13 protein-coding genes are annotated in these 15,071 nt (G+C 65.8%); 8 read left to right on the top strand and 5 right to left on the bottom strand.

Features of this window, described 5'->3' with window-relative positions; translation table 11 throughout:
* Nucleotides 1-55 precede the first annotated feature (55 nt).
* The gene (locus E4K65_RS39895) at nt 56-1,717 is read left to right on the top strand and encodes a tannase/feruloyl esterase family alpha/beta hydrolase (RefSeq protein ID WP_167771531.1); all 1,662 of its coding nucleotides are present in this window, start codon (nt 56-58) and stop codon (nt 1,715-1,717) included.
* Nucleotides 1,718-1,762: 45 nt separating this feature from the next.
* On the opposite strand, the gene E4K65_RS39890 is transcribed toward E4K65_RS39895, so the two are convergent.
* Both E4K65_RS39890 and E4K65_RS39885 read right to left on the bottom strand, forming a co-directional pair.
* Nucleotides 1,763-3,376 (bottom strand): DHA2 family efflux MFS transporter permease subunit, encoded by a 1,614-nt coding sequence (locus tag E4K65_RS39890; protein ID WP_167771530.1) that lies wholly within the window; start codon nt 3,374-3,376, stop codon nt 1,763-1,765.
* Complete coding sequence (locus tag E4K65_RS39885; protein WP_167771529.1) at nt 3,324-4,571, bottom strand: HlyD family secretion protein; 1,248 nt, start codon at nt 4,569-4,571, stop codon at nt 3,324-3,326. Before E4K65_RS39885 ends, E4K65_RS39890 begins: the two co-directional genes overlap by 53 nt.
* Nucleotides 4,572-4,662: 91 nt before the next feature.
* Between E4K65_RS39885 and E4K65_RS39880 the strand changes: the two genes are divergently transcribed.
* The 7 genes from E4K65_RS39880 to E4K65_RS39850 all read left to right on the top strand — a co-directional run bounded on the left by E4K65_RS39880 (nt 4,663) and on the right by E4K65_RS39850 (nt 12,363).
* Nucleotides 4,663-5,331, top strand: a complete 669-nt coding sequence (locus E4K65_RS39880) for a TetR/AcrR family transcriptional regulator (protein WP_135178757.1) — start codon at nt 4,663-4,665, stop codon at nt 5,329-5,331.
* Between the two features lie 51 nt (nt 5,332-5,382).
* Nucleotides 5,383-5,844: a MarR family winged helix-turn-helix transcriptional regulator gene (locus E4K65_RS39875; RefSeq protein WP_135178756.1), complete on the top strand. Its 462-nt coding sequence runs from the start codon at nt 5,383-5,385 to the stop codon at nt 5,842-5,844.
* Nucleotides 5,845-5,856: 12 nt separating this feature from the next.
* Nucleotides 5,857-6,627, top strand: a complete 771-nt coding sequence (locus E4K65_RS39870) for an enoyl-CoA hydratase (RefSeq protein ID WP_135178755.1) — start codon at nt 5,857-5,859, stop codon at nt 6,625-6,627.
* 119 nt (nt 6,628-6,746) lie between these two features.
* Nucleotides 6,747-8,828, top strand: coding sequence for a methyl-accepting chemotaxis protein (locus E4K65_RS39865; protein WP_135178754.1), 2,082 nt, complete (start codon nt 6,747-6,749; stop codon nt 8,826-8,828).
* A 124-nt stretch (nt 8,829-8,952) separates the two neighbouring features.
* On the top strand, nt 8,953-9,894 hold the full coding sequence (locus E4K65_RS39860) for a dihydrodipicolinate synthase family protein (protein ID WP_025576528.1): 942 nt from the start codon (nt 8,953-8,955) through the stop codon (nt 9,892-9,894).
* Nucleotides 9,895-10,285: 391 nt separating this feature from the next.
* Nucleotides 10,286-11,686 carry a selenium-binding protein SBP56-related protein gene (locus tag E4K65_RS39855; RefSeq protein WP_135178753.1) on the top strand — a complete coding sequence of 467 codons (1,401 nt, stop codon included), beginning with the start codon at nt 10,286-10,288 and terminating at the stop codon, nt 11,684-11,686.
* A gap of 83 nt (nt 11,687-11,769) precedes the next feature.
* Nucleotides 11,770-12,363, top strand: coding sequence for a hypothetical protein (locus E4K65_RS39850; protein ID WP_135178789.1), 594 nt, complete (start codon nt 11,770-11,772; stop codon nt 12,361-12,363).
* Between the two features lie 3 nt (nt 12,364-12,366).
* On the opposite strand, the gene E4K65_RS39845 is transcribed toward E4K65_RS39850, so the two are convergent.
* Genes E4K65_RS39845 through E4K65_RS39835 form a run of 3 tightly spaced genes read right to left on the bottom strand, consistent with a single transcriptional unit; the run spans nt 12,367 to nt 14,927 of the window.
* Complete coding sequence (locus E4K65_RS39845; RefSeq protein ID WP_135178752.1) at nt 12,367-13,059, bottom strand: DUF1045 domain-containing protein; 693 nt, start codon at nt 13,057-13,059, stop codon at nt 12,367-12,369.
* Between the two features lie 18 nt (nt 13,060-13,077).
* A complete protein-coding gene (locus tag E4K65_RS39840) occupies nt 13,078-14,271 on the bottom strand; it encodes an alpha-D-ribose 1-methylphosphonate 5-triphosphate diphosphatase (RefSeq protein WP_135178751.1) in 1,194 nt (397 codons plus the stop codon).
* On the bottom strand, nt 14,268-14,927 hold the full coding sequence (locus tag E4K65_RS39835; protein ID WP_167771528.1) for an LbetaH domain-containing protein: 660 nt from the start codon (nt 14,925-14,927) through the stop codon (nt 14,268-14,270). The genes E4K65_RS39840 and E4K65_RS39835 overlap by 4 nt, the downstream gene beginning before the upstream one ends.
* Between the last annotated feature and the right edge of the window lie 144 nt (nt 14,928-15,071).

Raw genomic sequence — 15,071 nt, 5'->3', positions numbered from 1 at the left:
TTCAATGCGGCCAACGGACCAAAATCCAACAAACAGCGAACGCCGGGTGGGAACGATGACGCAAAAGAGAGCGAAGCTCTGTGCATGGCTCGTGGGCGCGGTGGCCGCAATGAGCGCCAGCAGCGCGTCGGCGGTGACGCTGGCGGAGGATGCCGACACGATCTGCAAGGGTCTCGTCGGCGGCGCTGACGCCGTGAAGATCGATTCCGCGACGTTGCAGGCGCCATCGCAACTCGCCGTTGCCGAGCGCGGCCCGACGCCGTCGGGGCGGATCACGCCCGCCAACCCCGGTTTCTGCAAGGTGCTCGGCCACATCGATCCCGTCGATCCCAAGGCGCCGCCGATCAAATTCCAGGTCAACCTTCCCGTCGAATGGAACGGGCGGTCGGTGCAATATGGCGGCGGCGGCTTCAACGGCGTGCTGATCACCGGTCTTGCGCTGCCGCCGGCTTATCCGTTCGACAAGCCGTCGCCGCTCGCGCGCGGCTTCGTCACCTACGGCACCGACTCCGGCCACGAATCCAAGCCAGGCGAGCCGCCGCAATTGTTCGCGCTCAATGACGAAGCGTTCGAGAACTTCGCCCATCGCGCCTACAAGAAGGTTCGCGACGTTGCCGTCGCGCTGATGCAGCGCGCCTACGGCAAGAAGCCGGAGAAGATGTACTTCATGGGCTCGTCCGAGGGCGGTCGCGAGGGCCTCACCATGGCGCAGCGTTATCCCGACGATTTCGACGGCATTTTCGCCCGCGTGCCCGTCATCAACTGGGTCGGCCTGCAGCATGCCGGCACGCGTTCGGGCCTCGTGACCATGGGTGACGGCTGGATCAACCCGGCGCAGGTGAAGCTGGTCGGCGAGGCCGTGCGGGCGGCTTGCGACAAGGCCGATGGCTCCGACGATGCGCTGGTGCAGGATCCCGTCACCTGCAAGGCGGCGTTCAAGGTCGAGGCGCTGCGCTGCGCCAGCGGGAAGACGGGCGATCAGTGTCTCACCGAGGCGCAGATCAAGGCGGTCAACACGCTGCATGCGACCTACAAATTCCCGTTCGTGCTCGCCAACGGTCTCGACGACTATCCGGGCTGGGGCGTCTCGGGCGAAGACACGCCCGCGATCGGTCCGACCGGCGGCTGGACCGCGTGGTGGCTCGGCACCGCGCCGCCCGCGCAGCCGCCCGCGCCCAACAACGGCATCGCCTGGATCTACGGCGCTGGCGGCACTCAATATGTGTTCGCGCGCGATCCCAAGCTCGACGTCACCACCTACAAGGTGGAGGAGCACAAGGCGCGGATACTCGAGGTCTCGAACCTCATGGACTCGACCAATCCCGACCTCAGTCGCTTTCGCGAGCGCAAGGGCAAGCTGATCATCCTTGAGCACTTGGCCGACTATGCCCAAAGCCCCTATGCCGGCATCCGCTATTTCGAGAATGTCGAGCGCTTGATGGGTACGGCGACGACGGCGCTGTTCGCGCGGCTCTACACCGCGCCCGGCGTCGATCATGTCGGCTCGGGGGCGCCCGCCAATGTCGACATGCTTAGCGTGCTGGTCGACTGGGTCGAAAAGGACCAGGCGCCGGGCGACCTCGAAGTGACCGAGCAGAAGGCCGAAGCGCCCGCGTTCCCAGTCGTCCGCGCGCTGCCGCTGTGCCGCTGGCCGGCCTGGCCGCACTACGAGGCGGGGTCGGTGACGGAGGCGTCGAGCTATTTCTGTGCGCAGTGAGATCTGGCCTTCGCCTCTCCCCGCAAGCGGGGAGAGGGAGATCACTCAATGCGCCGGTCCTCCCGCGGCCTTCACGCGCCGCGTCAGCAGCACCGCGATCGCGGCGAGCACCAGCACGACGCCGATCACCGCAAAGGTGTCGGAATAGCCCATCACCAGCGCCTGGCGCTTCACGGTCTTGCCGAGCGCGATGATGGCTTGCTCGCGCGCGGCGTGGGGGTCGGGCACGCCGTGCGCGATGAAGTAGTCCGTCATCTGCGCGATGCGGGTGCGGACCTCCTCGCGGCCGAGCGTGACCGACTGGCCGATGATGTTGGAGTGGAACTGCTCGCGCTTGGTGATGATGGTCGCCAGCGTCGCCGTGCCGATCGCGCCGCCGAGATTGCGGAACATGTTGCTGATGCCGGAGGCCGCGGCTGCGTCCTGCGGCGCGATGCCGCCCGTCAGCACCGAGGTCAGCGGCGTCAGCACCATGGCCTGTCCGACCGCGCGCACGATGTTCGGAATCCAGAGCTGGTCGCCGGCATAGTCCGGCGACATCGCCGTGTTCATGAAGCAGCTATAGGCGAAGATCAGAAGGCCGGTGATGGCGATATAGCGCGTATCAAAACGCTGCATCAGCTTCGGGATCAGCGGGATCAGCACGAGCTGCGGCAGGCCGGTCCAGGCCAGCACGTTGCCGATCTGCTCGGCATTGTAGCCCTGCGCCTGGCCGAGATAGGCCGGCAGGATGTAGACCGAGCCGAACAGCGCAAAGCCGACCATGGTCATCGCGAGCGTGCCGAAACCGAAATTGCGCTGAGCGAGGAGGCGCAGCCGGATCAGCGGCTTCTCGATCGTGAGCTCGATCGTGACGAACAACGTGAGGCTGACAGCCGCGATCACCGCGAGCTTGACGATGAAGGGCGAGGAGAACCAGTCGTCCTTGTTGCCTTCCTCCAGCACCGCCTGCAGCGCCGACAGCCCGATCGCCATGGTGACGATGCCGGCCCAGTCGCCTTCCTTCAGGAGGCCGAGCTGCATCTTCTGCTTCTCCAGCGTCAGATAGAGCGCCGCCACCATCACCGCGGTCGGGATCACGTTGACGAAGAAGATGGTGCGCCAGCCATAGGTCTCGGTGAGATAGCCGCCGATGGTCGGACCGATCGCCGGGGCAAAGGTGACGGATAGCGCAAAGATCGCGAGTCCCACCGGCTGCTGCGGCTTCGGCAGCTTGGTCAGAACCAGCGTGAACGCCATCGGGATCAGCACGCCGCCGGCAAAGCCTTGCAGGCCGCGCATCGCGATCATCGACGGCAGGTCATTGGTGAAGGCGCAGGCGATCGAGAACGCGGCGAACAGCGACGCGCTCGCGAGCATGTAGCGGCGGAACGAGAACACACGGCTCAAATAGTCGGTCAGCGGGATCACGATGATCTCGCCGATCAGATACGACGTCGAGATCCAGGAGCCGTTGTCCGCGCCGGTGCCGATCCCGCCCTCGATGTTGAGCAGCGAGGCGTTGGTGATCTGGATGTTCAGGATCGCCATGAACGAGCCGATCATGGCGGCGAGCACGGCGATCCAGGTCGCGGCGCTCGCGCGGTTGGGATCGGCGGCGGCGCGATCAGGCGTCGCGGCCGGTGCTGCTTGCGTCGTAATTGAAAGGCTGTTTGACATGGCACGACCCTCCGGAGACGAGCTTCGCTTTGGGCGCGGCGGCCGCATTCGCGGTCGGCGCGGTCGAACGTGTTGCAATGGTCGGGATCACGGACATGCCGGGCCGCAGCGCAATCGCGGGGCCATGCGCGGTGTCCAGCGCGATCTTGACCGGGATGCGCTGCACCACCTTGGTGAAATTGCCGGTGGCGTTGTCGGGCGGCAGCAGCGCGAATTCCTGGCCGCTGGCGGGTGCGATGGAATCGACGCGGCCGTGCACGATCTGGCCCGGGAACATGTCGACCTCGATGTCGACCGCCTGTCCCGCCTGCACGTGCGTGAGCTGCGTCTCCTTGAAATTGGCGACGACATAGGCGCCATCAGTCGGCACGATCGACATCAGCTGCGTGCCGGCCTGCACGAACTGGCCGACGCGCAAGGAGCGGTTGCCGACGACGCCGTCGATCGGCGAGACGATCGTGGTGTAGCCGAGATTGAGCTCGGCCTGCTGCTGGATCGCGGCTGCGCGCGCGGCGGCGGCCCTGGCTTGCACGATCTCGGCCTTGAGCAGATCGACCTGCTTCCGTGCGGAGATGAGGTTGGCGTTGTCGCGAGCGATCGCGGCGTCCGCGCCGGCGTCGCGCGCCTGCGCCTGCTGCGCATTCTGCACGCTGCCATAACCGGTTGCGGCAAGGTTGGTGTAGCGCGTGTTCTCCTGGCTTGCGAATGTCTTCGCGGCGGTGTCGACATCGATGGTCGCCTTGGCCGCTGCGATCACCGCCTGCTGAACCTCGAGCTGCGCTTCCTTGCTCGTCACCGTGGCACTTGCGGCGGCGACATCGGCCCTGGCCTGCTCGAGCGCGACGCGGAAATCGCGGTCGTCGATCCGGGCCAGCACCTGGCCGGCCTTCACATGCTCGTTATCGGCGACCAGAACGCGGTTGAGATAGCCGCTGACCTTCGGCGCGATGGTGGTGTTGTCGGCCTTCACATAGGCGTCATCGGTGGAGACGAGGTACTGGCCGACGGTCCAGTAGTCGTAGCCGTACCAGCTCGCCCCGGCCAGCGCGACGATCGCAGCGCCCATCAGCAACGCTTTGCGAAGATTGAGCTTTTGCCGGTGGACGCGGGTTGGCGCGGCGGGCAGGACGCCCTCCAGCGCGGTTGCCGGAAGGGCGGTCTGGACGGCAGCAGTCGGGGTGGTGTGGACGGTCATGGCCGGCTCCCCTGAATTAGGAAACTTGATAATTTCCAAAATGAGACTAGCTTCCGAATTGTCAATGGAATGACAGGCATCATGTAAAGACATGGCTCGAGCAAAATCGTCAGACGCAAAATCTTCGGGGGAGTGCCGCCCGCGTGGACGGCCGCAACTACGCAGCGACGAGGAGACGAAGGGAATCGTCCTCGACGTTGCGCGGCAGGCCTTTGCCGGTGACGGCTATGCGGCGACCAGCACCGAGGAACTGGCGCGCCGCGCCGGCATCTCGACCAAGACGCTCTATCGTCTGTTCCCGGGCAAGGCCGCGCTGTTCGAGGCGATGTGCGCCGACAGGCTCGAGCGGCTGCTTTCCGCGGTCGATCTCCAGGCCAGCGACGAGGTCGACATCGAAAACAGCCTGCGCTCCGCGCTGCTGGCCTGCGCGGATCTTGCGCTCGATCCGGAAGTCGTGGCGTTGCAGCGCATGGTGCTGCAGGAGTCGGCTGCATTCCCGGAACTCGCCGCCAACTTCTACAAGAACGGCATCTCCCGCACCGTCACGGCGCTCGCGGGCTGGCTGCGCGCCCAGGTGAGGAAGAAGCGCATCGCGCTCGACGACGTCGAGGAGGCCGCCGGCATGCTGATCGGCATGGTCGCGTCGGCGCCTCAGCGTGCGGCGATCTATGGCGGGGTGGCGTTGCCGTCACGCAAGGACATCGAGCGTCGCGTCAAGACCTGCGCGGCGCTGTTTCTGGACGGCTGTCGCGCTGCCTAGGCCTGGCAGCCGCCCTTTGACAATCCGGTCGGCTTCGGCTATCTATTTCGCATGCGAAATAATGACGCCGCAGCGAGGCATCATCGGCTGATCTACCTGCTCAGCGTCGCACAACGTCGGCTGCAGCGCTGGATGGCCGCGCAGCCCGAGAACGAGGTGACGCCGGCGCAGGCGGGGCTGTTGTTCATCCTCGGCAGACAGGACGGCGTTCTGATGGGAGAGGCGGGCGCGGCGCTCGATATGGGGCCGGCCGGCATTTCCGGCCTCGTCGATCGCACCGCAGCCGCAAGGCTGATCGAGCGGCGGGCCGATCGCGAGGACGGACGCGCCTGGCGCGTGTGGCTGACGCCGAAGGGACGTGCCGCGCTGGCCCAGGCGAAAACCTCGGCCGCGGAGATCAACGCGGCGCTGACAGAGGGATTTTCCAGCGCGGAGATCGACATCGTCGCGCGCTGGCTGACGAGCATTCAGGACAAGTTTCCAAGAGACCCTGCAAGAGATCCAGAGGAATAAGAGGAGAGCCCAATGACCGAGCACGTCCGGATCGAGAACAACGGTGGAATTCTCACGCTCACGCTGGCGCGTCCCGACAAGAAGAACGCGCTGACCGATGCGATGTACGGCAAGCTCGCCGATGCCATCGAATCCGCCGAGCTCGATCCGGCCGCCCGGGTGATCCTGATCCGCGGCGAGGGCGACATGTTCACCGCCGGCAACGATGTCGGCGAGTTCGCAGCCGTCGCGAGCGGAAAGTCGGAAGGAAGCCGTAACGTCATACGCTTCATCCATTCGCTGGCGCGCTGCACCCGGCCGCTGGTTGCGGCCGTGCAGGGCCGCGCAGTCGGCGTCGGCACCACGATGCTGCTGCATTGCGACCTCGTCGTGCTCGCCGACAATGCGCAGCTCTCGACGCCCTTCGTCAGCCTCGCGCTGGTGCCGGAAGCCGCCTCCAGCCTGCTGATGCCGGCGCGCATCGGCTATGCGCGGGCCTACGAGATGTTCGCGCTCGGCGAGACGGTGCCGGCGAAGGCCGCGCTGGAATGGGGGCTCGCCAACCGCGTTGTGCCGCTCGACAAGCTCGACGCGGAGGCCCTCGCGCTGGCGCAGCGGCTCGCCCGCCAGCCGGCCGGCGCGCTCACCGCCACCAAGAAGCTGATGCGTAACGGCGAGGCGCTGGTCGCGCAGATGCAGGCGGAGGGCGAGCAGTTCGCGCAGCGCCTGCGCACCGCCGAGGCGCGCGAAGCGTTCACGGCCTTTGCCGAGCGCCGAGCGCCCGATTTCACGAAAGTCGGGTAAAGAGCGGGCCGCCCAAATGGGTGCAGGCGGAGCCGCCTCAAATCGACTAAAACCTTAACGAAACATTGGCAGGTTGCGATGCAGGGTGGCCACTCGTGAAGAGTAGGCCCCTTGACCCCATGGCAATGTTTAAGAAATCGGTAAGCTCGCTTCTTCTGACCTTGATGGCCCTGCTTGCGGCCGGCGCGCTGGCCAGCACGGCGATCCAGATGGTCGGAGCCTTCGGCCGCTACAGCGACAGTCTCGAAACCGCGCGCCTTGCCGCCGCCGACAAGGCGATCTTCCATGGTGTGCTGTCCTTGCGAAACAATCGCGGCGATGCCCAGAGTGCCATTCTTGGCGAGGACGATCCCAAGGCAAAACTCGCCGAAGCCGAGAAGGCCGAGCAGGGCGGCTATGAAGGGATCAGCGCCGCGCTCGCGACCGTCGATTTCGCCCGCCGCGATGAACTCGCGAACACGCTGAAGCAGCGTTGGAACGAGGCGGCGCCGCAATTTCAGCTGTTCTATGACGAAGCCAAGCGTCCGCGGGCCGAGCGCAAGATGGAGCGTACCAATGCCTGGTACGATGCCGTCACCAAGGTCATCGACACCGCGAACCTCGCCTCCACCGCGGTGTCAAACCGCGCCTGGATGAACGATCCCTACATCGCCCGCATGATCCAGGTCCGCCGCTTCGCCTGGCAGGTGCGCGACCGCTACGGGGTCCATTGTTCGTCGCTTCGCCCGAACGTCAACAGCAGCAAGCCGCTCGACGACGTTCAGAAGCGGTCGGTGGCGCAATGGGATGGCACGATCGCCTCTGGCTGGGCGGGGATGGCCGAGTTGCTGGCTGCGCCCGAGGTGACGGCGGAGCTGGTTACGGCAGCGTCGGACGCGAAGGCCAAGACCGACGGCGTCCTGAAGCAGATCGGAGAGCTCACCAGGAATTTTGACGGCAGCGGCAAGCCCGCGATGCCCGCCTCGGAGTGGAATGCGCTGTGCCAGTCGCCGTTCGCGCCCATTGTCGCGGTCGCGAACAAGGCGCTGGACCAGTCGATCGCGCGCGCCGAGGCCGTTCAGGCCAAGGCCCTCACCAATCTCGTCGTGCAGTCGCTCGCCTTCCTCGTGGCACTCGCGGTGACCTTGGCCGGCGTCTATGTGGTGCGCACTCGCCTCATGCGTCCGGTGCGCGCCATTCTGGATGCCATCGCCCGCATCGGCGCGCGTGACTACGCGACACCGGTTCCGCAATCCCGGTATCCCGACGAGTTCGGCACCATGGCGGCCGCACTCGAAAGCCTGCGCGAGAGCGCCGCGACCGCGGAGCGTCTCGGTCAGGAACGTGAATCGCAGCAGGCGCTCCAGCTTGCCCGCTCCGGCACCGTCGATGCCGCCTGCCGCAGCTTTGACGACACCGTGCAGGCCGTCATCCACAGCGTTGCCGCGTCGGCGCGGGAGCTCGACGCGACGGCGACCGATGTGCGTACGCTGGTCTCGGAATCCAGCAGCCAGACCGCGGCGGTCGCCTCCTCCGCCGAGCAGGCCACCAACAATCTCGAGACCATCGCGGCCGCGACCGAGGAGCTCTCGGCGTCCGTCGGCGAGATTTCGGCGCAGGTGCAGTCGAGTGCGCGCGAGGCTCGCGAGGCCGTCTCGCAGGCCGAGCGGACCAACGCCACGGTCGAGATCCTCGACCAGACCGCAAGCCGCATCGGCGAGGTCGTGAAGATGATCAACGCCATCGCCGGCCAGACCAATTTGCTGGCGCTGAATGCCACCATCGAGGCTGCGCGCGCGGGCGAGGCCGGCCGCGGCTTTGCCGTGGTCGCCGGCGAGGTCAAGAGTCTCGCCGCCCAGACCGCGACGGCCACCGAGGAGATTTCCCGCCAGGTCGAGGAGATCCAGGGCGCGACGGGGCAGGCCGTGACAGCCATCCGCTCAATCGGCGGCGCCATCAGCGGCATCGACGAGAAGATGACCGCAATCGCGGCCGCCGTCGAACAGCAGCGGGCGGCCACCACCGAGATCTCGCGCAACTTCCAGCAGGCGGCGCAAGGCACCCGCGAGGTCACCGACACCATCGGCAGCGTCGCCAAGCTCAATCAGGAAACCGGCAACGCCGGCACGGTGCTGTCGGACTCCGTGAAGAAGATGTCGGCAGACGCCGACCGTCTCCGCGTCGCGGTCGAAGGTTTCCTCGGCGCGGTGAAGACCGCATAACTTTCACATCTCTGTTCCAGGGGAACGCGGATCGGCATTGCCGCCGATCCGCGCCCCGGGTACATCTGTCGTGCCGCGCGAGTGCGGCGGTAGATGTGCGAGAATATCAGGGATGGAGAGTTCGATGCCGGTTACGCCACACCACAAGGCCCAGCGCCCCTATCGCGGGGTGTTCCCGGTCGCGCCCACCATCTTCGACGAGCGCGGCGAGCTCGACCTCGAGGGCCAGCGCCGCTGCATCGATTTCATGATCGACGCCGGCTCGCACGGCATCTGCATCCTCGCCAATTTCTCCGAGCAGTTCGTGCTCACCGATGCCGAACGGGAAACCGTGATGCACGCGGTCCTGGAGCAGGTCGCCGGGCGGGTTCCGGTGATTGTCACCACCACCCATTTCAGCTCGGCCGTCTGTGCCGCGCGCAGCAAGCAGGCCGAAGCGGCGGGGGCCGCCATGGTGATGGTCATGCCGCCCTATCACGGCGCGACCTTCCGGGTTCCTGAGAAAGGCATCGTCGAATTCTTCAGGGTGCTCTCGGGCGCAATCAACATTCCCATCATGATCCAGGACGCACCGGTGGCCGGCACGCCGCTGTCGGTCGAGCTGCTCGCCCGGCTGGCGCGCGACTTCTCCAACATCCGCTATTTCAAGATCGAGGTGCCGGGCGCCGCTGCAAAGCTCCGCAGCCTGATCGAGGCGGGCGGCAAGGATATCGAAGGCCCGTGGGACGGCGAGGAGGCGATCACGCTGTTGGCCGATCTCGACGCCGGCGCCACCGGCGCCATGACCGGCGGCGGCTATCCCGACGGCATCCGCCAGATCATCGATCCCTATTTCGCCGGCAAGCGCGAGGAAGCGAAAGCCGCCTATGAGCGCTGGCTGCCGCTGATCAACTACGAGAACCGCCAATGCGGCCTGATCGCCTGCAAGGCAATGATGCAGGCCGGCGGCGTGATCAAATCGGACGCCGTGCGCCATCCGCTCCAGCCGCTGCATCCCGCGACGCGCGCGGGGCTCTTGGAGCTGGCAAAGGAGCGCGATGCGCTGGCGCTGCGGTGGGGGAAGTAGCCTCCGCCGTCGTCCCGATGATCTCCGCTGTCGTCCCGGACAAGCGCGCCCCAAGCGCGCGCAGATCCGGGATCCATAACCACAGGATGCGGTTTGACGAAGACTCGGAGTTATCAGCCTGCTCCATAACCCCTCCCTGGGGTTATGGGTCCCGGCCTTCGCCGGGACGACACCGAGTGCGAGGGCGCGCTGGCCTGATCCCGCCGGCTTCCATCTGCCCGAAGGCGTCGAATTAGCGCGGCTCTGGCCGTTTCCCGCGGCCCGGCGATGACATATTGTATGCTCGCCAACCAAGCCCGCGGAGCATCTCAGGACATCGCATAACAGCTCTTCATTATGCCGCTATCCCGAGCCAGGTTGGCGCGAACCGACAGAACAGGGAGGCAGTGCCATGACGATGAGGCCGGATCCCACCTTTCACGCATCGCCAAAGCTTGCGATGGAAGCACCTGCGGAGAACTTTGCCTATACGTTGCTGCTCAGTCCGGATTTCTCAAAGCCGGATGCTCTCGCGGTCATCGACGTCAAGCCGGGATCGCCGACCTATAGCCAAATCGTCCACACCGTGACGATGCCCAACAAGGGCGACGAGTTTCATCACTTCGGCTGGAACGCCTGCTCCTCCGCCTTGTCGCCACTCGCCGGACACGCCTTCATCGAGCGGCGCTATCTCATCATCCCCGGGCTGCGCTCGTCGCGGATCTACATCATCGATACCAAGCCCGATCCGACCAAAGCCAAGATCCATAAGATCATCGAACCGGAGGAAGTCTTCAAGAAGACCGGCTACTCGCGGCCGCACACCATCCATTGCGGGCCTGACGGCATTTACGTGAGCACGCTGGGCGGCGGCGGCAAGGACGGTACCAACGGACCTCCAGGCGTTTTCATCATGGATTGCGAGACGTTCGAGGTGCTTGGACGATGGGAGATCGACCGCGGCCCGCAGACATTGCATTATGACTTCTGGTGGAATCTGCCGCGCGATTACATGGTGACGAGCGAATGGGCGTTGCCGCCGCAGTTCGAGAACGGGATCGTCCCGGAGGATCTGCTGTCGAACAAATATGGCCATCGTCTCCACTTCTGGGATCTCCGCGCCCGGCGCAACGTGCAGACAATCGACCTCGGCGCCAATCATCAGATGGCGCTGGAGGTGCGGCCCGCGCACGATCCGGTTCGCGAATACGGCTTCGTTGGCGTTGTGGTTGACACCACCAACCTCGAAGCATCGATCTGGACCTGGTGGCGCGAAGGCGGAAAATTCCATGCCGAGAAGACGGCGACGATCCCTCCCGAACCCGCGCCAAAGGAGCAGCTCCCGCCGCTGCTGCAGGGATTTGGCGCCGTGCCGCCGCTGGTGACCGACATCGACCTGTCGATGGATGACCGGTTTCTCTATGTCTCGTGCTGGGGCACGGGTGAAATGCGCCAGTACGATGTGAGTGATCCGCGAAAGCCGAAGCTTGCGGGCTCCGTTCACATCGGCGGCATCGCGCGCCGTACCCCCCATCCGAACGGCAAGACATTTGCGGCAGGTCCGCAGATGGTCGAGATCAGCCGCGACGGCAGGCGCGTATACTGGACCAATTCGCTCTATTCCACCTGGGACGACCAGTTCTATCCCGATGGGGTTCCGGGCGTGGAGGTCATGGCCAATGTCGGTCGCAACGGCGGCCTCGAGCTCGACAAGGACTATTTCGTGAGCTTCCCCGACGGATATCGCGCGCACCAGATCAGGCTCGAGGGCGGCGATTGTTCGACGGACTCCTTTTGCTACCCGTCGGTCTAGATGGGGGGCACGCGAGCCCGGCGCTTGGCTGGCTCTGGCTCGCTCTTGTCGCGAGCGGTCTCTACCACGGGGTCAATCCGGGAATGGGATGGCCGCTCGCCGTTTCGGCCGGGCTCATGGACAGGAACCCACGCGCGCTCTTCCGCGCGTTGTGGGCCCTGTCGGCCGGGCATCTCCTGGCAACACTTCTCGTGCTGCTGCCATTCGCGTTCCTGCTCATGCTGGCCGAGTGGCAACGTCCCATCCAGATCGGCGCGAGCCTTCTCGTCATCGGCTTCGGTGTCTATCGGTTGATCGTGCGGCGCCATCCCCGCGCGCTGGCGCGAATTGCGCCAACGCGATTGGCGCTCTGGTCATTTGCCGTGGCCATTGCTCACGGCGCCGCCTTGATGCTCGTGCCGATCTATCTCGGGCTCTGCCGGGCCTTCGAGCTCGATGCCGGCCATGAGGCGGCGGGCGCGCTGATGAAGGCGAGTCTCCTGATGGCGGTGCTGGTGACCCTGGTGCACGTTGCCGCCATGGTCGGCGCCGGCGGATGCCTGGCGTGGCTGGTCTACCGCTATCTGGGATTGAGGTTCGTCTCGCGTAGCTGGTTCAATCTGGATGCAGTCTGGGCGACCAGTCTCGTTCTGGTTGGCGCGGTCGCGCTCGGCTTCAATCTTGCGAGCTGGCGCTGAGGTCTACCGCGGCAAAGCCCACTCGCCGATGATGCGGAATCGCGCCTTGGTCTCGTCCTGCCTGAACAGGGCGAGGCGGTCGACCGCCAGCGTGTCGAGACGAAGCGACGCGAACCGCGTCCGCAACATCTCCAGGATCGGGCCGCGGCGCTCTGCATCCAGCCGGCCGGTCAGGGTCATGTGGAAGCGGAATTCTTCCATCACGTAGGGGTAACCCCAGCGGTCGAGATAGTCGCGCTGCCGCTCGCTCAGCTTCTCCGGCTTGCGCCGCGCGCGGTCCTCTGCAGTGAGAGCGGCGCGGAAGGAATCGAACTCGCGCGCGCAATCGGCGGCGAGCTGCTGGAGCGCATCGACCGGCTCGGCCGGGATGACGGCGATGAAGCCGCTGATGGTGTCGACGATCGGGCGAATCGCCGGGATCGGCCGTGCCTTTTCGGCGAATGTCGCGCAGGCTGCCATAAGCTCCGCCTCGGTGCGGCCGGGCGCGAGCGACATCGGCGCCTTCAGCGTGGCATGGAAGCCGTATTTGCGGGGATCGGCAGAGACGTCACTCCAGTCCGGTGCGACGTGCAGCGCCTCGCGCGGGAACGGCTCCTCGTTGCCGGTGTAGGCGTCATAGCCGAGCAGCGCGGCACCGAAGCGGGTCAGCGCGCTGTCGGCGCCGGCGGCAAAATAGATCGCGTAGCGGGGAATCATTGCTCGAGCATAACCGGTTTATGCAGCGACGACAGCCTCGCGCGGCGCCGCCGCCGCGCTGAGCAGTCGCGTCGCGTCGGTGAGATGCACGAGCTTCCCGCCCGATATCACCGCGACCAGCCGCGGCCGCAGCGGCACGGTGTCGTCGACCAGCAGGATGTCGGCGCGACGTCCTACGGCGAGAATGCCACGGTCGGCAAGGCCGGTCGCGCGCGCAGGCCCCGCCGAGACGAGGCTCCAGGCCTCCGTCAGCGGCAACACGCCATCGGCGGCGAGGCGGAAGGCGGCGAGCAGTTGCGCGGGATAGTAATAGTCCGACGCCAGCACCGAGCAGAGCCCCTTTGCGATCATGTCGGATGCCCTGGTCCAGCCGGTGTGGCTGCCGCCGCGCACGACGTTCGGCGCGCCGTAGACGATGGCATCGCCGTGGCTCGCCGCCGCCCGCGCCGTCTCTTCGTTGATCGGAAACTCGGCGATCATCGCGCCGAGCTCGCGAAACTCCTGGCGCATCGCGGGTGTCGCGTCGTCATGCGAGAGCATCCGCACGTCCGCCGCGCGCGCAGCCGCCGCGAGCCGCGACACGGAGGCCGGAACTTCGGCGGCGCGCGAGATCACGCGGTCGACCAGCCTGTCAAAATCCTCGCTGGACAAGCCTGTGCGCTCCACCATGCGGTTGCGCTTGCGCGGATTGGAGATGTCGGCAACGACCCCGTCCATGTGGTCGTTGAAGGCAAACAGGTCGACGCGGCCATCGGCGAGCCACTGGGCGATCTCAGCCTCGGCATCGATATTGTAGGTCTCGTGCCGCAGATGGAAGCGAGTGTCGGCAGCAAATTGCGGACGCTGCCGCTCGATCGCCTCCATCAGGCCGCGCGCATTGTCGGCGCTGCGCAGGCCCGGCTCCCAAGAGCAGGTTGTGGCGTGAAACACGGTGGTGATGCCGTTGCCGATCGCCTGGCGGTCACTGTCGGCGAGCGCGACGTCGATCGGGAAGTCCACGCCGGCGCGCGGCATCATCTGCCGCTCGAAGGCATCGCCATGCAGATCGACGATTCCAGGCAGCACCAGCAGATTGCGCGCATCGATCGCGAGCCGAGCCCGGCCGCGGGAGGCATCGACCTGTGCGATGTCCGTTCCGGACACGCTGAGTGAAGCCTCGACCAACTCGGTGCCGATCAGGGCCCGGCCGCCCTCGAGGAAAATGTCTGTCACGCGACCGCGCTTCGTTTGTTGGCAGGGGAGTGTGCCCGTGCTTCATACGTGGAGAGAAAATCTTCAATCCCGAGCTTACGGAAATCGGGCAGCGCTTCACGCAATTTGTCGTGATCCCAGTCCCACCAGGCCAGCCTGGCGAGCCGTCCGGCGATCTCTTCCGAGAAGCGGCGCCGCACGATCCGCGCGGGATTGCCGGCGACGATGGTGTAGGCGGGCACGTCCTTGGTGACGATGGCGCCGGCCGCGATCACCGCGCCGGTGCCGATGTTGCGGCCCGGCAGCACGATCGCGCCATGGCCGATCCAGACGTCATGGCCGATATGGACGTGATGCTGGCGCCGCCAGTCGAAGAAATCCGTGTCGTCGCTCTCGCCTTCGAAATAGGCGCTGGAACGATAGGTGAAGTGCGCCTGTGTCGCGCGATGCATCGGATGATTGCCGGGGTTGATGCGCGTCATTGCCGCGATCGAGCAGAATTTTCCGATCGTCGCGTAGGTGATCTGCGAATCGTTCACGACATAGGAGTAATCGCCCATCGTGACTTCATGCAGGATCGTGCGCGCGCCGACCTCGGTATAGGCGCCGAGCCTGGTCTCATGCAGCTTGGCCGAGGGTTCGATGGTCGGGTGGACTGAAAGGGCTTTGCCGGCCATGTCGTATCCGAAGCGTGTGGGCGGGCGTTCCTCTTCGAGCGGCTCGATGACAATGTCATGACGCGGCGATGACAGGGGATGACGTGTGTTGGATCGCCGCACCGCAACGTGCATGTCACACAAGTGTCAAGCGTCGGCGTTAGC

The organism is Bradyrhizobium niftali, assembly GCF_004571025.1.
Lineage (GTDB): Bacteria > Pseudomonadota > Alphaproteobacteria > Rhizobiales > Xanthobacteraceae > Bradyrhizobium > Bradyrhizobium niftali.
Note: the sequence above shows the minus strand (reverse complement) of the source record. Positions and strands in the feature narration are given on the sequence as shown.